Genomic DNA, 20,276 nt, shown 5'->3' with positions numbered 1-20,276 from the left:
TTAGTGGCTTTTTTGCTCGCAAAAAAGCCACTAAACCCCGTCCCCAAATGGTCTCCCCATCCTCAATTGTCACTTCCAAATGCACTAAACTCCTGTGTGAAGCAGTTTATTTGCATTCTCAACTCTTTCGACTGATGGTGGATCAATTCCTTTTAATTTGTACTCATAGCCAAGTTCATCCCATTTATACGCACCTAAAGTATGATATGGAAGAACTTCTACTTTCTGAACATTATCCAGTGATTGAATAAATTCATCCAGTTTGATCAAATATTCATCATAATCACTTCTTTCCGGTACAAGAACATGACGAATCCAAACAGGTTTTTTGATGTCTGATAAGTAACGGGCCAAATCTAAAATGTTTTTATTTGTACATCCTGTTAAAATCTTATGTTGCTCATCATCAATATGTTTGATATCAAGCATCACCAGATCTGTATATTTCATTAATTCATTAAATTTGCTGAAAAATGGCTCTTCTCTTGTAAATGGATTTCCGCTTGTATCAAGTGTTGTATGAATTCCATTTGCTTTTGCCTTACGGAATAATTCTGTCAGAAAATCAATCTGCAATAATGGTTCTCCACCACTTACTGTGATCCCGCCATCATTTTTCCAGTAAGAACGATATTTCATTGCTTTTTCTAACAGTTCATCTGTTGTGTAAAGAGTTCCTTTCTTCATATCCCATGTATCCGGATTATGACAAAACTGGCATCTCATTGCACATCCTGTCAGGAAAATAATATACCGCACCCCCGGTCCATCTACTGATCCAAAGCTTTCCAGCGAATGAACATAACCTTTTAATGCTTCTGCCATTTTATTTTCTCCTTATTATTGATAATACCTTTTCGAATATTTGTTACAAAGAGGAGCAGTCCCTTTCGAAACTGCCCCTCTTTACTTTCAACAAAGTTTAATTCTTATTACATTGATTTGTGGCAAGTTCTGGAAATAACGTCCATCTGCTGCTCACGAGTCAAGTCGATGAATTTAACAGCGTATCCAGATACACGAATTGTAAAGTTAGCATATTCTGGTTTCTCTGGATGCTCCATAGCATCGATCAGTTTCTCTGTACCGAATACGTTTACGTTCAAGTGGTGTGCTCCCTGATCGAAGTATCCATCAAGAACGTTTACAAGGTTATTTGTACGCTCTTCATCTGTATGTCCAAGTGCACTTGGGCTGATTGTCTGAGTATTTGAAATACCATCTAATGCATCTTCGTATGGAAGTTTTGCAACAGAGTTCAGTGAAGCCAAGAGACCATTCTGCTCTGCACCATAAGATGGGTTAGCACCTGGTGAAAGTGGCTCGCCTGCTTTTCTTCCGTCTGGAAGAGATCCTGTAGCCTTACCATATACAACGTTTGATGTAATTGTAAGGATAGATGTTGTAGGCTCTGAATTTCTGTATGTATGGCATTTTTTCAGTTTGTGCATAAATGTCTTAAGAAGCCATACTGCGATTTCATCAGCACGATCATCATCGTTACCATATCTTGGGAAGTCTCCCTCTGTCTCGAAGTCAACTACGATTCCGTCTTCATCACGAATTGTTTTAACTTTTGCATATTTGATAGCGCTCAAAGAGTCTACTACGTGAGAGAATCCAGCGATACCTGTTGCAAATGTACGTCTTACATCTGTGTCGATAAGAGCCATCTCTGCTGCTTCATAGTAATATTTATCATGCATGTAGTGAATCATGTTCAATGTATCTACATACAGTTTTGACAGCCATTCCATCATAGCGTCATATCTTTCCATTACTTCATCAATATCAAGATATTCTGAAGTGATTGGTCTGTAAGCTGGTCCAACCTGCTGTCTTGTCTTCACATCAACACCACCATTGATTGCGTATAACAGACACTTAGCAAGGTTTGCACGTGCTCCAAAGAACTGAATCTCTTTACCTGTCTGAGTAGCAGATACACAGCAGCAAATGCTGTAGTCATCGCCCCATACTGGACGCATAACATCATCGTTCTCATACTGGATAGAACTTGTTGTTACAGAAATAAATGATGCATATTTCTTGAAGTTCTCTGGCAGTCTTGAAGAGTAAAGTACTGTCAGGTTAGGCTCTGGTGAAGGTCCCATGTTCTCTAATGTATGTAAGAAACGGTAGTCGTTCTTTGTTACCATAGAACGTCCGTCCTGTCCAAGTCCACCAACCTCAAGTGTAGCCCATACTGGGTCTCCTGAGAAGAGTTCTGTGTAAGATGGAATACGAGCAAACTTAACCATTCTGAATTTCATAACCATGTGGTCGATCAATTCCTGAGCTTCTTCTTCTGTCAGAGTTCCGTTCTCAAGATCTCTTTCAATATAAATATCAAGGAATGTAGAAATACGTCCAACACTCATTGCAGCACCGTTCTGTGTCTTGATTGCTGCAAGATATCCGAAGTACAGCCACTGAGCAGCTTCTCTTGCATCTTTAGCTGGTGCAGAAATGTCATATCCGTATGCTGCAGCCATCTCTTTCATTTCTTTCAGAGCGTTGATCTGATCTGTGATCTCTTCACGAAGACGGAAATCTGTTCCTTTCATTCCGTGTCTCTCGCCTCTTACGAAATCAGACTGTTTTTCCTTAATAAGGTAATCAATACCATATAAAGCTACACGACGGTAGTCACCAACGATACGTCCACGTCCGTATGTATCTGGAAGTCCTGTAATGATTTTGTTGTGACGAGCTTTTTTCATCTCTGGTGTGTAGATATCAAATACTCCCTGATTGTGAGTTTTGTGATATTTTGTAAAGATCTCATGCAGTTTTGCACTTGGCTCATAACCATGTGTTGTACAAGCCTGCTCTGCCATCTTAATTCCACCATAAGGCATAAATGCTCTCTTCAGAGGTTTGTCTGTCTGAAGACCAACAATTTTCTCCAGCTCTTTCATGCTGTCATCGATATAAGCTGCACCATAAGCAGTAAGTCCTGAAACAACTTCTGTTTCCATATCAAGGACTCCACCTTTTGCACGCTCTTCTGCCTGAAGTTCCTGTAATCTTCCCCACAACTTATCTGTTGCTTCTGTAGGTCCAACTAAGAAAGATTCATCTCCATCATATGGTTTGTAGTTGTTCTGAACGAAATCACGAACATCTACTCCGTCTTTCCAAAGTTTACCTTTGAATCCTGTCCACTGTTCAAACTGTGCCTGTGACATTGTATACTTCCTCCTTGCTATTTTATAGCTATTACTTTTTTCAACAGTCGCAGTATAACATCGCGTTAAAAAAAAGACAACCTCAAATCCCTTATTTCTTCTTATGTTCCTTATTTAGTACAATTATTGCATTTTTCGGCATACAATCCGCTATATAATGTTACTTTTTCCCTGATTTTTTGTTTGATTTCGTCGCATTTCCTAACTATTTTTCAGTACTGTTTTTATTGCATATTCCACGATTTCATTTTAAAATATTTATAAAATTTTATGTAAAAAATGAGAGGGCAAACCTATGAACATTCGCAAATCGACCATGGATGATTTAGACATTCTGTTACACCTTTATGAAAATGCACGTACATTCATGAGCAGTCACAGCAATCCAGTGCAATGGGGCACGACTTATCCAGAAAAAGAACTCATTATTTCAGATATTAAATCCGGTCACAGCTATGTCTGTGAAGAGCACACCAAAATCATCGCTACATTTTTTTACCACAAAGCAGATGATCCTGACTATAACGAGATTTATGAAGGTGACTGGTTGAATTCGATGCCTTATGGCGTGGTCCACCGTATTACTTCAGATGGAACCATCCATGGAACTGCTTCTTTTTGTCTTGAATGGGCATTAAAGCAATGCGGTAATCTCAAAATTGATACACACCGTGATAATTCTGTCATGCAACATTTACTTAAGAAAAATGGTTTCTCTTATTGTGGTCTGGTTCATCTGCAAGATGGCACAGAACGTCTGGCTTACCAAAAGACTCTCTAAGCCCCCCGGGTTATACAACAAAAGATACAACCGTTGTTTTTTTCAACAACAGCTGTATCTTTTTTATTTCTTTTTTATATTAAAAATGTTTTCTTATTTCTGTTTTTCCTGCTCTTGGATTCCCCAGAAAATCTTTTCTGCCGTAATTGGCAATTCACGGATTCGAACGCCTACCGCATGATCTACCGCATTTGCAATTGCTGGAGATGGTGTATTGATTACAATCTCACCGATAGATTTGGCACCAAATGGACCTGTTGGTTCATAGCTGCTCTCAAATTCTACTCGAATCGTTCCAACATCCAATCGTGATGGAATCTTATACTGCATAAAGGAATTGCTATAGTTCTTTCCTTTCGCACTATATACAATGTCTTCATACATTGCCATACCGATTCCCTGTGCGATTCCACCTTCTGTCTGGACTCTGGCAAGATTTGGATTGACAACAGTTCCACAGTCTACAACTGCTGCATAATCAATCAATTCGATTGCTCCTGTTTCTTTATCAATCTCTACTTCTGCCATTCCAACCATAAACGGCGGTGGTGATACCGGTGATGTAAATGCTTCGCTTGCACTAAGTGCGTCATCATTAAAGCACATTACTTTATTTCCAATATCTTTTCTAGAAATAGATTCTCCTGTTTTCAGATTCAAGACTTTTTCGCCGTCAAATTCTACATCTTCTACCGGACAGCCGAGATATTTTGCACCCTTCTCACTGATTTTCTTGCGCAAAGTCTCACAAGTTTTCATCACTGCCATACCTGTCACATAAGTTGTACTAGATGCGTAAGAACCACAATCATATGGTGAAATATCTGTGTCAACTCCATGTACAACAATCTCATCCATACTACAGTCCAGACAATCTGCTGCCATCTGTGAAAGAATTGTATCACATCCTGTTCCCATATCTGTAGCACCAATCATCAATGTATAGAATCCGTCGTCATTCACTTTAATTGTAACTGAAGCAGTATCACAGCTGGAAATACCGGACCCCTGCATCGACATTGCAACACCAAGTCCTCTGACTTTACCATTGCCCATATCTTTACGCATACCTTTTTCATCCCAGCCGATCATCTCTTTTGCACGAGCCAGACAACGGTCAAGAGCACAACTGTTTGCTGTCTCTCCATAATATGCCGGCATAACCTGTCCTTCTCTGACAAGGTTCATCTCACGCAATTTCACTGCATCCATATCCAACTGTTTTGCCAATTCATCCACAGCTGATTCCAATGCAAATATACCCTGAGTTGCACCATATCCTCGATATGCTCCCGCAGACATATAGTTTGTGTATACAACATCATATGTAAAACGGAAAGCCTCTGCTTTTCCATACAAAGGAATCGACTTATGTCCGGACAGTCCAACTGTTGTCGGCCCATGCTCACCATAAGCTCCCGTATTTGACAATGTGTACATATCAATCGCTTTGATTATTCCGTCTTCATCAGCTCCGACTCTTACATGGATCTCCATCTCATGTCGAGGTGAAGATGCAATCAAAGATTCTTCTCTTGTAAAAATCATCTTTGACGGTTTTCCAGTCATCCATGTTACAAATGCCGGATACATCTCTCCTACCGCTGTCTGTTTTGCTCCAAATCCGCCTCCGATTCGAGGTTTGATAATACGTACCTTAGATTTTGGAATATCTAATGCGTTCGCCAAAATACGACGTACATGGAAAGGTACCTGTGTAGATCCTACTACGTTCAAACGTCCATATGCGTCCATATAGCAATATGTACGGAATGTTTCCATCATAGCCTGCTGATTTGCTTTTGTGTGATAAGTCTGGTCGACAACATATTTACAAGAAGCAAGAACTGCATCCACATCTCCGTCAGAGCACTCATCATGTGCGCAAAGATTTCTCTTATTATCTGCTCCAACCGGTGCCAGACTTCTCCAATTATCTTCCGGATGTACTAAAATCTCATTATCCTTTGCTGTTCTGAAATCCAATACCGGCTCCAACACATCATACTGTACTTTCACAAGCTTCATTGCTTTCAAAACTGCCTCTTCTGTCTTACCCGCAACAATTGCTACCGGGTCTCCAACAAAACGAACTCTCTGATCCAGAATCAGTCTGTCATACGGACTTGGCTCCGGATAAGTCTGTCCTGCCAATGTAAAACGTTTATCCGGGCAATCTTCATAAGTAAACACTGCTTCAATTCCCGGCACTAACATTGCTTTTGATTTATCTATACTCTTAATTAATGCATGTGCATAAGGGCTTCGAACAACCTTTACGATCAAACAATCTGATGGAGCCAGGTCATTTACATAAACGCCTTTTCCAGTTACCAATGCCTTAGCATCCACCTTTGGCACTGCCTGATTTACATATTTCATTATGCCTGCTCCTCCTTCTTACTCTGCATATATTTCTGAATAGCACGAAGCTGTCCCATATAACCGGTACATCTGCACAGATTTCCCGCAAGATACTGTTTAATCTCATCAACAGACGGATCTTCTAACTCCCTGAACATTGCAAGAACATTCATAACAAATCCCGGAGAACAGAAACCACACTGCTCTGCTCCTTCTGCTGCAAGAAAACGCCCAAACTCTTGTGCTTCCTTCTGAACACCTTCCAGTGTTGTCACCTCATGTCCGTCAATTCCCGCTGCCAGGATTGAACATGACAGACGAGATTTTCCATCTACCCATACAGTACACAATCCACAGTTTGTTGTCTCACAGCCACATTTTACGCTGACACATCCAAGCTGTCTTAATACATTTAACAAAACACTGTCCTCTGATACCTCTGTCTGAACAGGTTTGCCATTTAGTCGAAATTTAATTTCCATTATTTATTGTTCCTCCGCTAAAATTGCCCGAATCGAGCGTCGAATCAATACCTCTGCCAAATGTCTTCGGTATTCGGCACTGCCTCTCATATTCGATCCATATGTAAACATATCTGCTGCTTTTTTTGCATATGCATCAATCTCTTCTTCTGTAGCATCGTCTCTAATATCCCAGTCCAGCTCCAAAAGTGCTGCTTTTCCAGGTCTTGCCCCTACAGATATCCACCACAGTTTTTCTCCCTTAAACACACCTGTTACAATACCGCATGTCAATACCGGGAAATCTGTTTTTGTCTGGCGGATTGATTCATAATGGATCTTTCTGTTACTCTTACGAACAATTACAGATATCAAAAGATCCTTGTCCATCTTACGATTCACAAACTCCGACAAACGAACAGTTCCCCCATTATATAATTCCACAAAAGTATCCATTGCCAGCAAGACAGTTAATACGTCTGAAAATCCATATCGTCCAAAAATACTACCGCCTACTGTTGCCTGATTACGGAACTGAACCCCTACAATTGGGCTCAATGCTTTTGCTATATTTCCCTTTGAATATTCATTTAATCCCTGATGAGTTTCTAACTGACGCAATGTACACATTGCTCCAATCTTAAATACATGATCCGTCTCTTCAATTTTATTCAACTCCAGTTCAGACAAATCAATTACTGTTTTTACTCTCGCATTTCCAAGGCGCATCCACATCATACCGCCCATAACACGACTGTTACGTGCCTGATTCAACTCGTAAGCCTCATCCAGAGTTTTTGCTTTTACATAATTTTGTATCGTAAGCAAACCATTATCTCCTTTCGTCTCCTACAACAAAATAAGGTGCAAATGCATTCTGTCATTCACACCTTTAAGTACGATTCATTCTACCATGTTTTATTTTATTTGTCAAAATACGACATCGTAGATTTTTCATCTATTTTATAATTTATTCTAATCTATATTTATTAATTTTATTTATATATATCCTCATTATTCTTCATTACTTCTTTATTTATCAAAGAATCGCTTATCATCTTTCTTGCAGCTCTGTCGTATGCCAGTTGATACAGCATTTCCCGGGAATTAAATCTGTGTAAAATCGTTATTTTTAACTCTGTTTTAAAATTTAAAAAATTTTCTAATTTTCTTGTTGACAAACCACATCTTACTTGCTATACTAAGCAAGTGCTCAAGTGAGCCAAACAGAATATAGGGGATTGGTCAAATGGTATGATAGGGGTCTCCAAAACCTTTGGTGGGAGTTCGATTCTCTCATCCCCTGTACTAAAAAGTCTTAGAAACTGCGTAAAATCGCTGTTTTAAGGCTTTTTTCTTTTTTCCAAAAAGCAAAGGTAATCAAAAAGGTAATCAACCATATGTTCTAAACATCTGAAGAAGGAGGAAATCTTGCACAAATGCGTCTCATATGGTACCAAAAAGACATACTTTGCTAAAAAATTGATTATTTCAAATGATATTTTAAAGATACAAATAAAAAGAAATGCCTTAGCAGATTAATTCATATTCACATAAACATGAAGAATACTGTTAGGACATTTCTTTTTTATCCAGATATTAACACCACGGATTGAAAATGTAATCTTCTCCTGAACGCATCTAAAATAGGTTTATCCATTGTTTCATCATATTTGAAAAGCATATAATTAATAATGTCTGTGTAATTAGTGTTCTTACTTGAGGTATACTTTAATACTGCCATTGATTTCCCCCTCCAATTTCATTAGGTCTTCACGAATGTCGTTCTCTTTTCAAAATAGTATTCCCCTTTCCGACATGACTGCTCTGCAGATATAAAGGAAAGCTGCGTCTACGAAAGTAGTAAGCCATTTAAAAAATCTGTTGATTGATACAAGTTCGAGGGAATGGGGAGCGAAATTCCCATCAAGATTGCTAGGTATTCTGATTTCCAAAAGGAAATTAGAGTTACTCAAGGGCGCATCTTGCCCTTGTTTAATAAAGGATTCGTTATGCTTGCAGTAAATCAATGTTTCAAATTTTCTCCAATTTTGGAAATAACCTGTGTCGCATATATTTAATAGAGCAAGATCCACATAAAGTGCCTAAAGTATGATATCATGTGAGTAACAAATTAGATGTTACAAGGAGGAAATTATGAAATTTATGCAAACAGAGAAAAAACAGCTATTGATCTATGTGATTATAGCATACGGAATCACATATGTAATGGGACTTCTGATGTGGTATGGCTATGGAAAAGGTCTTGATCTCAGCGCTTTTCCAAATGCGCAGATGCTGTATCCAGCGGCAGGTGTGATGATGGCTTATTTAATTACCAAAAAAGGAGATAAAAATCTTCCAACGGCTTTTTACATATTCTTTGTAGCTCTCACGGCGGTGCTGGTTGTCTGCACGGCGGCTTCTGTTCTGGCTCCCCAAAATAGAGATCTGATGAGCATGCCATATTCTCAGTGGGCACCGATCATGGAGTGCGTTATAATAGGTGGCAGCGTTATTTTCTGGATTCTTCTTCTGCAATCCGGTAAAGAAAAGCGCAGATCCTATGGACTGAACAGCGAACATTGGAATATATCTATTCGTATGATCCTGTTGTTTATTGGATTATATCTTCTCAGATTTGTGATTGCCTGTGCTCTGAGCGGCCAGCTTTCTGAATTTGGCAAAATAATGGCAAATCCTACTACCTGGATCATATTTTTTACTGTTTTGGTAAACTTTTTCCTGTCAGTAGTGGTATTCTTTGGAGAAGAATACGGATGGAGATATTATCTTCAGCCTCTTCTTCAGAAAAAATTTGGACTAAAAGGCGGCGTAATCCTTTTGGGCTGTGTGTGGGCTGTATGGCATCTGCCAATAGACTTCTTCTATTACACTACGCCGGATATGGGGCTGGCGGCTCTGGCAAGCCAGTTTGTTACCTGTATTTCACTGGGGATTTTTATGGCATATACTTATATGAAAACCCAGAATATCTGGGTCCCGATAATTATTCATTTTCTGAATAATAATATGGTGGTAGTTTTTTCAGGAACGTACTCTGCGGATGTACTTCAGAATCAGCAAATCCACTGGGGAGATATTCCTGTTGCACTGGTAATGAATCTGCTGATCTTTGGATGGGTGATCTTTCTGAAGCCATTTAAGGAGAAAAAAGCATAATATTGAATTCATTCAAATTATTTAGAACAATTTGCCGGAGTACCAGTATTTTTAGTAATAGTTATTTTAATTTCATGTATTGCTGATTGGATGATATTCGCAAAAATTGAAGTGGCATAACTTATAATAGACTAATCAAAATTGTAATCAAAAATCACTGTCCATTCTGTGGCAAATCATTAAGGGGTGTACCTATAAATAGTGAAGAATATTGTCCACACTGTGGTTGTAAAATAGAACAGGAGCATAAGAAAATTCAAATTTGATGATGAGGTGCTTTTCATGAAAAAGAGTATATCAAGGATTATCGGTGTGATAATGTTAATTATAGCTATTGTATTTATAATGTTTGCATTGAACCATCCAGAAAAGAGTTTCCCTTGGAACAATACAATTACTTGGTTACTGTATAGTGTATATTTTCTTGTGACAGTAGTGCTGCTTATTGCTCCGAAGATGAAAAAGTGAGGAACTTCAAGTTTGTAGAATTTAAAAATTTAATATGGAATATTAGATAGAGCGTATGAAAACTATACGTTCTATTTTTTTGCCTTTTTGAGAAAAGTGAAGGCAAAACGCAATGTCTAGACATCGTATTTTTAGCACAGAATCGATTTTATCGTTAATGGTCATTAATACATTCAAAAAAATCGTCAAGTCTATTGATTCGTATTATTCACCCTTTTAAATTTTAGTGTCAGAACCTGTTTTTTGCCCGTTCGTCTTTTGTATATGTGAGGTAAAAAAACGACCATCGAAAATAACTTAAAATGATTGGATTGTCTTTAATTAACTGCGTTCCTTTTCACCTCTGACAAATCCGCCACACATTCCACCGACAGATTCATCTCACTGTCCGCAAGAGAGAGAAAAAGAGAGTATAATCCGTCTCTTGTCATTCCCACTACAATTTTTACCAATTCTAACAGACGTGTAACCTCGGATGTCCGCATTGGTCTTGTCATCTGATATGCGACACCACATTCCATTCCACAGGTATTCAGTGCACGTACTGCCTCGTCAAAAGTCAGCCTGATTTCCTGCTGTGGCAGAAATTCATATTCCTGACCTAGAAAATACAGATTCGCACTGCGCTTAATATAAGTACCAATCAACATGATTTCTTTCATATAAGTATGGATTTCATCTGACGCAGCTCCCTTACATAACTCCAACAGTTCACATATCCGGTCTGTCTGCTTTCCATGCTTTGCCTCCAGTTCGTCATAAATCCGGTTCTTCTCAGCCAGCTCGTACAACTCTTTCTGTACAAGATAGGCATTCTGCAATTTCTTTTTGTTGATTTCCATTTTGACTTTATTTTCATTTAATTTGGTGCGAAGTTCCATCAACTGACGGACATTATCCCCCCATACCGTATAACCGACCTTGATCGGTGCTGAAGAAATACGAATGCCATCCGGGCTTATCATCGTTTGTCCCTCCTGTGGACAGACCATGTCCTCTCCTGCCGCCTTAGACCGAAGTAGCACATGTCCATTCCGGTCCACAATACAGGACACCAGCGTTATTGCCTCAAACAGCCCGACATACCCGGTATTGGACTGTATCATCCTGCAATGGATACAGCTTTCATAAATCGCTGCATACAACAGACAAAACATAACATTCATATCACCAAACATAAAACGTACCTTTGGAAAATCCACCAGATACAGTAATCCGTACAATAGCATGACACAGCCTAGGATAAATGGCATCATTCGCCTTCTGCCAATTCCTGGAATGCGACTTTGTCGTAATAAATGAATGATGGTAAACAACATGCAAACAACCATCCATCCAAGACACGCAAAATATAGCAGGCGATGAGAATATACCTCGTTATCAGGCACTCCTGGAATCCCGCTTTTGAAGACAAATACCCGTTGATGCAGGTCATTTGTAATCACTGCCAGAAATAATAGCGTAGGAATCACTGCCAGTATCCGACTCTTCGCAGGCAGCCGGTAAGACTCCGGCTTTCCCATATACATAGCAACATACACCCCAAGGAGCGGAATAAACAGCATTGGAAGGTAATACAGATACCACAGATAACGCGCTACCGTCAGATCGGTAACGATCTCATATTTAAATGTCCGAAGAATCATCCATATCAATATCAAGGCGGCCATCAGACGAAGACAATGCAATACCGGCTTCTGAATGATACGCTGATCCAGGGAATATCCCCACAGGACAAACAACAACAGGTATAATGCAGCACGTACATAACTTGGATTGCTTCCGCCAATGTCATACATAGCAAGAAATCGGCAAGCATATGCTCCTGTAATAATCCCAAAAACAAGAATCATCAAGCATAATTGTCTGGTGTTTCGTTTCACGTAAGGAGGCCCTCGCTTTCCCTCGGACTCTCAGCTCCGAGCTCTCATTCTTTATTTTATTATAATATACCCCACTATTTACCGCAACTTGTTCAACCTAAATCTTTACTGACTGTCGCATGCTGCTTGTATCCAAGCGATTCATTCCCTTCAAGATTGCATTCTTACCGTATTTCTTCTTAATTTGAAGCATTACCTGCTGCATCCGCTTCTCGCGTTCCAAGATTCGTTCCTCTTCCACCTGTTCCTGTCTCTTTGTCTCATGGAGAAACATTAGAACCTAGTTCCGGATTAAAAAATATGAAGGTAAAATATAGCTTATCCAGTTTATTTATATTTTTCTTTATTTACTGTGTTTTTTATGATATCTTAAAAATAATGAAACACATATGCTTGATAACTATTTATAATTAAAGGAGGAATGTTTGGAGTGAAAAAAATATCATATATTTTTTGTATGCTATTCTTGGTTGGATTAATGACTGCTTGTGGAAAAAAAGATAAACAAAACATTATATCAGAAGCCCTTAATATCGACGTGGAAAAAGGAAAAATAATTTCTGAATATAATACTCACGATGGTGCACATGGAGATGGCACTTCTTGTATTGTACTCAAATTTAATAATGATTCAATTTTAAAAGAAATAAAGAGTAATAAAAAATGGAAAAATTTTCCAATGAATGAGACTGTGAGATGTCTTGCATATGGTGAAGAGACTGAGAATGGCACGGTGGGTCCATATTTGACTGATGAAAAAAGTGGTGATCGGTTACTTCCGAATATACAAAGAGGATATTATTTACTAATTGATCGGCAAAATCAAAATAATCAATCAAAAAAAGAAAATATCTTGGATAAAGCTTCATTCAATTATGATTTGGGAATATATGATATGGATACAAATACTTTGTATTTCTGTCAATTGGATACTTAGAAAGTGTAAAAAGCAGAGGTGTATGGCTATAAATAGCATCTCTGCTTTTTTGTAGTGTGACAGACCTACATCGGATAATATATTTCAGTATCTGGAATATCTATATTTGTCTCTTGACATCACACCGCTGGACTGTTTATCATGAGACTTGACGGATTAGCTAAAATAATAAAGAAGAGCTAGGAACCGCGTATTTAATTTGATTGGTAATTTGGAAACACTTGATTATAAAATAGCAGATAGCAAAGAAATTATTGCATCGTATGAACGGTAGTGCAGAATTTTTAGATAATTGAGGAGTGTTTGTGTATGGCAAAAATAGAAAGAAGTATAAATGAAGATTTTGATCAGTTACTTTCCAATATTGAAAACGGGATATTAAATGGCAGTATGTCAGCAACGCTAGAAGATGCCAGTGACTTTCGAAGTGGAACTGCGCGTTGCAGTGTTCGTGTTTTTGAACGTTACAGCTATGCTGGTGGAAATAGAGTGAGTCTTAATATTACGCTTTTCCAAAACGACAAAGATCCGGTTCAACTTTCCGCAATTACAGCAGGAGGAAGCCAAGCTGTATTTTTCAAAATTAACACATTAGGAGAAGAAGCATTTCTTGACAAGTTGATTGAATTACTGGATGCGTAACTTTCTTTTATCGAGAAAGATGCCAAGTAGTGAATTAAAGAAAGACTATTAATAGTTTGAATATTAAAAGAAGCTGCTCACTAATTTCTTAGCTCGCAGCTTCTTTTTTACCTGTCTCTATATTTTCTCAATTATACTTATTCAGCCAGATTCTCTCCACAATTATCCAGGAATAACTGGAATACCGCCTGTACCGTATTCAACCGATTTTCCATACGGCTTCCTTTGAAATGACATTCTCTTACAAATACATTTCCCCGGATATAACAGCTCACAAAGATTAACCCTACCGGTTTCTCCGGCGTACCGCCTCCCGGTCCTGCAATTCCGGTAGAAGCAAAAGCAACATCTGCCCCCGCCGCTTTCGCTGCCCCTTCTGCCATTTCACGTGCAGTCTGGTCGCTGACAGCACCATATTGCTCTAATGTCTGAATCTGAACTCCAAGTAATCTGTGCTTCGCCTCATTTGAATACGTAACGTACCCTTCATTCAAGACTTCTGATGCCCCGGAAACATTTACCAATGTGCCTGCGATCAGACCTCCTGTACATGACTCCGCTGTCGTTACTGTCCATCCACGTTTTGCAAGAACTTCAACTACATGTTCTTCTAATACATCTTTTTGATCTACCTTTTCTGCCATCTGCCAGTCTGCATACATTTTTTACATGCCTCCCTGTGTTAAGACCTCTTTATTCTTCACAACATAATCAATCAATGAAATAATGGTAAGTGCCAATGCTATCCAAATCAAAACCTGTGCAATAATATCGAAAACACCGCCAAAATCTGCAATCAGTACGATAATCATAGCCATCTGGAATACCGTTTTGAATTTTCCCCAGTAGCTTGCAGCGATAACAATTCCGTTATCGGAAGCAACCAGACGGAATCCGCTAATGATAAATTCTCTTGCAATGATCACAATAACGATCCATGCCGGAAGTTTTCCCATCTCAATCATACAGATCATTGCTGAGCATACAAGAAGTTTATCTGCCAATGGATCCATAAATTTTCCAAAGTTTGTCACCAGATTATATTTTCTTGCAATCTTTCCATCCAACATGTCTGTCAGACTTGCCACACAGAATAAAATGAGTGCGATCCATTTATTCGCCGGTCCACCTACATCTGTTAACATAAAAAATACAAAAAACGGAACCATGATTACTCTTAATACAGTTAGTTTATTCGGTAAGTTCATTTGTCAATCCTCCTATCAGATCATATTCTTCTGCTCCTGTCACTGTTACTTTTGCGAAATCACCTGACATGAGTAGCTCCCCTGTTTCCACAAAAATAAGTCCATCCACCTTCGGTGCGTCGCGATAAGTTCTTCCTACATATGCCGGCTCATCTGCAATTTTACCTTCAATCATAACGAGCATCTCTCTGCCGATCATATTTTCTGCAGTATCGAAAGCAATCTCTTGCTGAAGCTCCATCAATTCAGCCTGACGTTCAAGTTTTACTTCTTCCTCTATCTGATCTGGCATTGTTGCAGCCGGTGTGTCTTCTTCCGGTGAATATGTAAATACGCCAAGTCTGTCAAATTCCATCTCATCTACAAATTCTACCAGTTCCTGATGCTGTTCTTCTGTCTCTCCCGGAAATCCTGTGATCAGAGTTGTTCTCAGACAAATATCCGGAATTTCTTTTCGAAGCTTTGTAACAATATCAATCAATTCCTGCTTACTTGTTCTTCTTCCCATACGTTTTAGAATTTCATCATTCGCATGTTGGATTGGAAGATCTAAATAGTGACAGATCTTTGGTTCTTCTTTTATAACCTGAATCAACTCATCTGTAATCTCTTCTGGATAGCAATAAAGGATTCGTATCCACTGAATTCCACTCACTTTACACAGCTCTTTTAATAGCTTATGAAGTGACTTTTCTCCGTAAAGGTCTTTTCCATAAAGTGTCGTCTCCTGTGCGACCAAAATCAACTCTTTTACGCCTTGTGCTGCCAGTTCTTCTGCTTCTTTGATAAGCTGCTCCATCGGTACACTTCGATAAGTTCCTCGAATCTTCGGAATAATGCAATATGTACAATGCTTGTCGCAGCCTTCTGCTATTTTCATATATGCGAAATGTCCGCCTGTTGTTATCTGTCGTTTTGTATCGACAACAGGCAGTGCCTGAAGATCCTCCATCTCCAGAAAATGTTTCCCTTCCAGTGCTTCGTCAACTGCATCCAGTATCTTGTCATATGCCGTTGTTCCAAGCACTGCATCTACTTCTGGAATCTCATCAATGATTTCTTGTCTGTAACGCTCTGCCAGACATCCTGTCACGATCAGAGCTTTTAATTTTCCTGTTTTCTTATATTCTGCCATCTCGAGAATATTATCAACGCTTTCCTGTTTTGCATCATGAATAAAACAGCATGTATTCACAACAATAATATCTGCTTCCTGCTCATCGTCGATCATCTCATAACCTCTGGATGCAAGAAGCCCTAACATCACTTCTGAATCTACCAGATTCTTATCGCATCCCAGGGAAATAAATAATATCTTCATAATCACTCTCCAAATCACTCAGAAAGGCAGATACCTGCCGGAACCTGCCTTTTCTTTATTCTTATCTACTTTTATTCTTCTTCCTCTGCGTTATCAGTAACGATTGTAAGCTTTCCTTCATTCATCTCCTGAATTGCGATAGAAAGTGGTTTTTCACCTTTCTTTGCTTTTACCAGCGGCATCTCTCCATCGATAAGTTGTCTTGCTCTCTTAGATGTTGCCATAACGATAGAATAACGGCTGTTAACAACCTTTGTTTCGCCCTCTTCCACGTCCTTATTCACTACCTGCATCAAATCTGTATAAGATGGATGTAACATACTTTTATTCTCCTTTCATCTCTTTCAATTCTTTTTGAATCTTTTCTATAAAGTTTGTATTTCTTGAACATCTTAAATGTTCTGCCTGAATGACTGAATGCATCTGTTCCACACACTCTTCCAATGTATCATTAATGATCAGATAATCATAATTCTCCATACCTTCTGCTTCTTCCGCAGCACGGCTCATTCTGGAATTGATCACTTCCATGGTCTCTGTTCCTCGTCCTACAAGACGATGCTTCAGTTCCTGTGCAGATGGAGGAGCTACAAACAATAACAGTGTATCAGGGAACTTCTCTTTCACCTTCAGTGCTCCTTGAATCTCAATCTCAAGAATCACATCCTTGCCTTCGTCAAGCTTCTGCTCTACATAGCTCCGTGGTGTACCATAGTAATTTTCCACGTATCTAGCATACTCTATCAGCTCATCTTTCGCAATCATTTTTTCAAATTCATCTTTTGAAATGAAAAAATACTCGCGGCCATGAAGTTCTCCTTCTCTTGGCTGTCTTGTTGTTGCCGAAATAGATAACGCATACTTCTCTTCATATTTCTGCAGAAGTTCTTTCATTAAAGTTCCTTTGCCGGCTCCTGAAAAACCGGATACTACGATTAAAATGCCCTTCTTATTCATTTGCTCTCTTCTCCACTATCTCATACTTAAAACCATATTCAATAACTATTCAATATTCTGAATCTGTTCACGAATCTTCTCAATCTCTGTCTTTAATCCAATCGCATAATTCGAAACTTCCAGATCATTCGCCTTTGAAAGAATGGTGTTGGCTTCTCTGTTCATCTCCTGTGCAATAAAATCAAGCTTTCTTCCGATTCCTTCCGTCTCTTCTAATGTATCCCGCATATGCGAAATGTGGCTCTTCAAACGAACAGTCTCTTCGTCTGTACAAATCTTGTCAGCATATAAGATTACTTCAGCTGCCATCCTGTTCTCATCAACCGGCACATCCAAAAGTTCATGGATCTTATCTTCCAGTTTCTTACGATACTCTTCCACAATCTGTGGTGAACGCTCTTCCACATGTCCTACTAGTGTCTCCATGCCGGAAAGCTTGTTCAAAATATCCTTCTTCAAGTTCTCACCTTCTGTGGTGCGTGTCTCAACAAACTGTGCAAATGCACCTTTTAATGCCATCTGCAGACCACTCCACAAAGCGTCTTCATCATCCGGCTTCTCTTCCATTGTCAATACCTCCGGACAATGTGCCAATGTAGAAACGCGGATATCATTATCAATTCCAAACGATTCTTCCATCTGCTTAAAGTATCTCATGTATTCCGCTGCAAGTGTTTCATTATACTTAAGTGCAGCCTGACTTTCTGAGTTATCTTCGTATGTAATAAAAATATCTACTTTACCGCGCAGCGCATACTGTTTTAACAATGTGCGGATTGCAGTTTCGAAAAAATTAAATTTCTTCGGCATACGAATGTTAACGTCTAAATATCTGTGGTTTACCCCTTTTAATTCCACTGTAAACTTTTTAGATCCGGTCTGATACTCATATCTTCCAAATCCTGTCATGCTTTTTATCATGATGTCAACCTCTGTTTATTCGTTTTTTTACATTCATAACATTATACCTCGTAACCACAGTCAAGGTCAACCATTTCACTTTGAGTTTTATAAATTTCTTTATCTGAAAATGAATCTGTGTTATACTTTCTCTGTATCAATTACTAATTTTTTGTAACCTGACATTCCATATTCAGGAATATAATCATAAAGAAACGAGGATATGACATGGCATTTGATGGAATTGTCGTGGCCAATCTGGTTCACGAATTAAAACAAGAATTAATAAACGGAAGAATTGCCAAAATTGCACAACCAGAAGCCGATGAGCTTCTTCTTACGATTAAGTCTCCTGCCGGACAGAGACGGCTTTGTATTTCGGCAAGTGCATCGCTTCCTTTAATATATTTAACAGACACCAATAAACCAAGTCCTATGACGGCACCAAACTTCTGTATGCTGCTTCGTAAGCATATTGCAAACGGTCGTATCATTGATATATGGCAGCCAAAGCTGGAGCGTATCATCCATTTTACGATTGAGCATTTAGATGAGATGGGGGATTTATGCCGTAAGGATTTGATTGTAGAGATTATGGGAAAGCACAGCAACATCATTTTCTGCAATGAAGAAGGTATGATCATCGACAGTATCAAGCATGTTCCTGCACAGATGAGTTCTGTACGTGAAGTATTGCCGGGACGCACTTATTTTATTCCCGATACAATGGAAAAACATGATCCGCTAAGTATCAGTGCGCAAGATTTTATCGAAACTATTGACAGCAAACCACTCCCACTTGCAAAAGCTATCTACACTAGTTTTACCGGTGTCAGTCCTGTTGTTGCGGAAGAGATTTGCTATTTATCCGGAATTGATTCTTCTATTACTCCTAAGGAATTATCTGAAGATATCAAGCTGCATTTGTATAACCAGTTTACAATTTATTTTTCTGCTATTTCCGAGGGGGATTTTAAACCGGCTATTTATTATAATGGGAATGAACCAAAAGAGTTTTCTTCACTACCACTGTCGCATTTTTCAAATTATACCCGCAAGGACTTTGAATCTATTTCTGAAGTGCTGGATTTATACTATTCTTCTCGAAATGCGATCACAAGAATCCGTCAAAAATCTACAGACCTTCGTCATGTAGTCCAGACGGCTCTTGAACGTACGAGAAAGAAATATGATTTACAGGTACGCCAGCTTAAAGATACCGAAAATCGTGATAAGTTCAAAGTATACGGAGAGCTGATTCATACTTATGGTTATAACCTTGAACCGGATGCGAAAAAGTTAGACGCACTTAATTACTATACAAATGAGATGGTAACAATCCCGCTTGATCCAACAAAGACACCGCAGGAAAATGCACAGCGTTATTTTGACAAGTATAACAAACAGAAACGTACCTTCGAAGCACTCTCTCGCTTAATTGAAGAAACCAAAGAGGATATTGATTATCTGGAATCTGTACAGAATGCACTTTTCATCGCACAGACCGAGGACGATCTTGCCCAGGTCAAGGAAGAATTGATTGATGCCGGATATATGCGCCGCAAATTCACGAAAAAGAAAATTAAGATTAAAAGTCAGCCTCTGCATTATATTTCCAGTGATGGATATCATATGTATGTTGGAAAGAATAATTTTCAAAATGAAGAACTTACATTTCATTTTGCTGTCGGCAATGACTGGTGGTTCCATGCAAAACAGGCTCCTGGCTCCCACGTTATCGTTAAGACTAACGGAGACGAGCTTCCGGACCGCACATTTGAAGAAGCCGGAAAGCTTGCCGCTTACTACTCCAGTATGAAGGATAAAGACAAGATTGAGATTGACTATGTTGAGAAAAAGCACGTGAAAAAGCCACGTGGAGGAAAGCCAGGATTTGTTGTATATTACACGAATTATTCACTGATCATCGACAGCGATATTTCCGGAATCCAGCTTGTAGAATAGATTGAGATTATAAAA

Annotated in this window: 19 protein-coding genes and 1 tRNA gene; 6 read left to right on the top strand and 14 right to left on the bottom strand. The window is 38.9% G+C overall.

The annotated features are described in order from the left end of the window. Positions 1–84 precede the first annotated feature (84 nt). Entirely contained in the window at positions 85–825 is a 741-nt protein-coding gene (gene pflA / locus LQE94_RS13900) for a pyruvate formate-lyase-activating protein (RefSeq protein WP_022075079.1), read from the bottom strand. A 107-nt stretch (positions 826–932) separates the two neighbouring features. After that, on the bottom strand, positions 933–3,191 hold the full coding sequence (gene pflB / locus LQE94_RS13895; protein ID WP_118723813.1) for a formate C-acetyltransferase: 2,259 nt from the start codon (positions 3,189–3,191) through the stop codon (positions 933–935). 295 nt (positions 3,192–3,486) lie between these two features. Between pflB and LQE94_RS13890 the strand changes: the two genes are divergently transcribed. Beyond that, positions 3,487–3,972: a GNAT family N-acetyltransferase gene (locus tag LQE94_RS13890; RefSeq protein ID WP_240577958.1), complete on the top strand. Its 486-nt coding sequence runs from the start codon at positions 3,487–3,489 to the stop codon at positions 3,970–3,972. Positions 3,973–4,065: 93 nt separating this feature from the next. Here LQE94_RS13890 and LQE94_RS13885 read toward each other — a convergent pair whose 3' ends face one another. The 3 genes from LQE94_RS13885 to LQE94_RS13875 are packed head-to-tail and all read right to left on the bottom strand — an operon-like array spanning position 4,066 to position 7,625. After that, complete coding sequence (locus LQE94_RS13885; protein ID WP_118723815.1) at positions 4,066–6,354, bottom strand: xanthine dehydrogenase family protein molybdopterin-binding subunit; 2,289 nt, start codon at positions 6,352–6,354, stop codon at positions 4,066–4,068. Further along, positions 6,354–6,818, bottom strand: coding sequence for a (2Fe-2S)-binding protein (locus LQE94_RS13880; RefSeq protein WP_240577957.1), 465 nt, complete (start codon positions 6,816–6,818; stop codon positions 6,354–6,356). Before LQE94_RS13880 ends, LQE94_RS13885 begins: the two co-directional genes overlap by 1 nt. A gap of 3 nt (positions 6,819–6,821) precedes the next feature. Next, positions 6,822–7,625, bottom strand: coding sequence for an FAD binding domain-containing protein (locus tag LQE94_RS13875; RefSeq protein WP_022075084.1), 804 nt, complete (start codon positions 7,623–7,625; stop codon positions 6,822–6,824). 407 nt (positions 7,626–8,032) lie between these two features. Between LQE94_RS13875 and LQE94_RS13870 the strand changes: the two genes are divergently transcribed. After that, positions 8,033–8,103: transfer RNA gene (locus LQE94_RS13870), tRNA-Trp, on the top strand. 282 nt (positions 8,104–8,385) lie between these two features. Here LQE94_RS13870 and LQE94_RS13865 read toward each other — a convergent pair. After that, complete coding sequence (locus LQE94_RS13865; RefSeq protein WP_186865082.1) at positions 8,386–8,541, bottom strand: hypothetical protein; 156 nt, start codon at positions 8,539–8,541, stop codon at positions 8,386–8,388. A gap of 413 nt (positions 8,542–8,954) precedes the next feature. Between LQE94_RS13865 and LQE94_RS13860 the strand changes: the two genes are divergently transcribed. After that, positions 8,955–9,980, top strand: coding sequence for a CPBP family intramembrane glutamic endopeptidase (locus LQE94_RS13860; protein ID WP_240577956.1), 1,026 nt, complete (start codon positions 8,955–8,957; stop codon positions 9,978–9,980). A 785-nt stretch (positions 9,981–10,765) separates the two neighbouring features. Here the strand turns inward: LQE94_RS13860 and LQE94_RS13850 are convergent. Both LQE94_RS13850 and LQE94_RS13845 read right to left on the bottom strand, forming a co-directional pair. Further along, positions 10,766–12,331 (bottom strand): histidine kinase N-terminal 7TM domain-containing protein, encoded by a 1,566-nt coding sequence (locus tag LQE94_RS13850; protein WP_240577954.1) that lies wholly within the window; start codon positions 12,329–12,331, stop codon positions 10,766–10,768. Positions 12,332–12,428: 97 nt separating this feature from the next. After that, positions 12,429–12,572, bottom strand: a complete 144-nt coding sequence (locus LQE94_RS13845; protein WP_240577953.1) for a hypothetical protein — start codon at positions 12,570–12,572, stop codon at positions 12,429–12,431. Between the two features lie 189 nt (positions 12,573–12,761). Between LQE94_RS13845 and LQE94_RS13840 the strand changes: the two genes are divergently transcribed. Both LQE94_RS13840 and LQE94_RS13835 read left to right on the top strand, forming a co-directional pair. Then, on the top strand, positions 12,762–13,268 hold the full coding sequence (locus tag LQE94_RS13840; RefSeq protein ID WP_240577952.1) for a hypothetical protein: 507 nt from the start codon (positions 12,762–12,764) through the stop codon (positions 13,266–13,268). 309 nt (positions 13,269–13,577) lie between these two features. After that, positions 13,578–13,910 (top strand): DUF6054 family protein, encoded by a 333-nt coding sequence (locus tag LQE94_RS13835; protein ID WP_118723825.1) that lies wholly within the window; start codon positions 13,578–13,580, stop codon positions 13,908–13,910. Positions 13,911–14,047: 137 nt separating this feature from the next. Here LQE94_RS13835 and LQE94_RS13830 read toward each other — a convergent pair whose 3' ends face one another. From LQE94_RS13830 to LQE94_RS13805, 6 genes are all read right to left on the bottom strand, one after another. Then, positions 14,048–14,572: a CinA family protein gene (locus LQE94_RS13830; protein WP_186865090.1), complete on the bottom strand. Its 525-nt coding sequence runs from the start codon at positions 14,570–14,572 to the stop codon at positions 14,048–14,050. Between the two features lie 3 nt (positions 14,573–14,575). Next, positions 14,576–15,118 carry a CDP-diacylglycerol--glycerol-3-phosphate 3-phosphatidyltransferase gene (gene pgsA, locus LQE94_RS13825; RefSeq protein WP_022075730.1) on the bottom strand — a complete coding sequence of 181 codons (543 nt, stop codon included), beginning with the start codon at positions 15,116–15,118 and terminating at the stop codon, positions 14,576–14,578. Then, positions 15,102–16,439 (bottom strand): 30S ribosomal protein S12 methylthiotransferase RimO, encoded by a 1,338-nt coding sequence (rimO, locus tag LQE94_RS13820; protein WP_240577951.1) that lies wholly within the window; start codon positions 16,437–16,439, stop codon positions 15,102–15,104. Before rimO ends, pgsA begins: the two co-directional genes overlap by 17 nt. Before the next feature lie 71 nt (positions 16,440–16,510). Beyond that, positions 16,511–16,759, bottom strand: coding sequence for a DNA-directed RNA polymerase subunit omega (gene rpoZ / locus LQE94_RS13815; RefSeq protein WP_022075732.1), 249 nt, complete (start codon positions 16,757–16,759; stop codon positions 16,511–16,513). Between the two features lie 4 nt (positions 16,760–16,763). Continuing rightward, on the bottom strand, positions 16,764–17,396 hold the full coding sequence (gene gmk / locus LQE94_RS13810) for a guanylate kinase (protein WP_022075733.1): 633 nt from the start codon (positions 17,394–17,396) through the stop codon (positions 16,764–16,766). A 45-nt stretch (positions 17,397–17,441) separates the two neighbouring features. Continuing rightward, on the bottom strand, positions 17,442–18,317 hold the full coding sequence (locus tag LQE94_RS13805; protein ID WP_118723827.1) for a YicC/YloC family endoribonuclease: 876 nt from the start codon (positions 18,315–18,317) through the stop codon (positions 17,442–17,444). Between the two features lie 207 nt (positions 18,318–18,524). On the opposite strand from LQE94_RS13805, the gene LQE94_RS13800 reads away from it, so the two are divergent. Next, entirely contained in the window at positions 18,525–20,261 is a 1,737-nt protein-coding gene (locus LQE94_RS13800) for an Rqc2 family fibronectin-binding protein (protein WP_240577950.1), read from the top strand. Positions 20,262–20,276: the final 15 nt, after the last annotated feature.

The organism is Mediterraneibacter sp. NSJ-151 (assembly GCF_022487435.1).
Taxonomy (GTDB): domain Bacteria; phylum Bacillota; class Clostridia; order Lachnospirales; family Lachnospiraceae; genus Schaedlerella; species Schaedlerella hominis.
This window is presented reverse-complemented; position numbering and strand designations above follow the sequence as displayed.

Bases quoted from the DNA above. Each gene is read 5' to 3' on its own strand.
- rimO (WP_240577951.1), bottom strand. From the start codon at position 16,439: ATGAAGATATTATTTATTTCCCTGGGATGCGATAAGAATCTGGTAGAT.
- LQE94_RS13860 (WP_240577956.1), top strand. From the start codon at position 8,955: ATGAAATTTATGCAAACAGAGAAAAAACAGCTATTGATCTATGTGATT.
- LQE94_RS13835 (WP_118723825.1), top strand. From the start codon at position 13,578: ATGGCAAAAATAGAAAGAAGTATAAATGAAGATTTTGATCAGTTACTT.
- LQE94_RS13865 (WP_186865082.1), bottom strand. From the start codon at position 8,541: ATGGCAGTATTAAAGTATACCTCAAGTAAGAACACTAATTACACAGAC.
- LQE94_RS13805 (WP_118723827.1), bottom strand. From the start codon at position 18,317: ATGATAAAAAGCATGACAGGATTTGGAAGATATGAGTATCAGACCGGA.
- pflB (WP_118723813.1), bottom strand. From the start codon at position 3,191: ATGTCACAGGCACAGTTTGAACAGTGGACAGGATTCAAAGGTAAACTT.
- LQE94_RS13890 (WP_240577958.1), top strand. From the start codon at position 3,487: ATGAACATTCGCAAATCGACCATGGATGATTTAGACATTCTGTTACAC.
- gmk (WP_022075733.1), bottom strand. From the start codon at position 17,396: ATGAATAAGAAGGGCATTTTAATCGTAGTATCCGGTTTTTCAGGAGCC.
- LQE94_RS13885 (WP_118723815.1), bottom strand. From the start codon at position 6,354: ATGAAATATGTAAATCAGGCAGTGCCAAAGGTGGATGCTAAGGCATTG.
- rpoZ (WP_022075732.1), bottom strand. From the start codon at position 16,759: ATGTTACATCCATCTTATACAGATTTGATGCAGGTAGTGAATAAGGAC.
- pgsA (WP_022075730.1), bottom strand. From the start codon at position 15,118: ATGAACTTACCGAATAAACTAACTGTATTAAGAGTAATCATGGTTCCG.
- LQE94_RS13880 (WP_240577957.1), bottom strand. From the start codon at position 6,818: ATGGAAATTAAATTTCGACTAAATGGCAAACCTGTTCAGACAGAGGTA.
- LQE94_RS13800 (WP_240577950.1), top strand. From the start codon at position 18,525: ATGGCATTTGATGGAATTGTCGTGGCCAATCTGGTTCACGAATTAAAA.
- LQE94_RS13830 (WP_186865090.1), bottom strand. From the start codon at position 14,572: ATGTATGCAGACTGGCAGATGGCAGAAAAGGTAGATCAAAAAGATGTA.
- pflA (WP_022075079.1), bottom strand. From the start codon at position 825: ATGGCAGAAGCATTAAAAGGTTATGTTCATTCGCTGGAAAGCTTTGGA.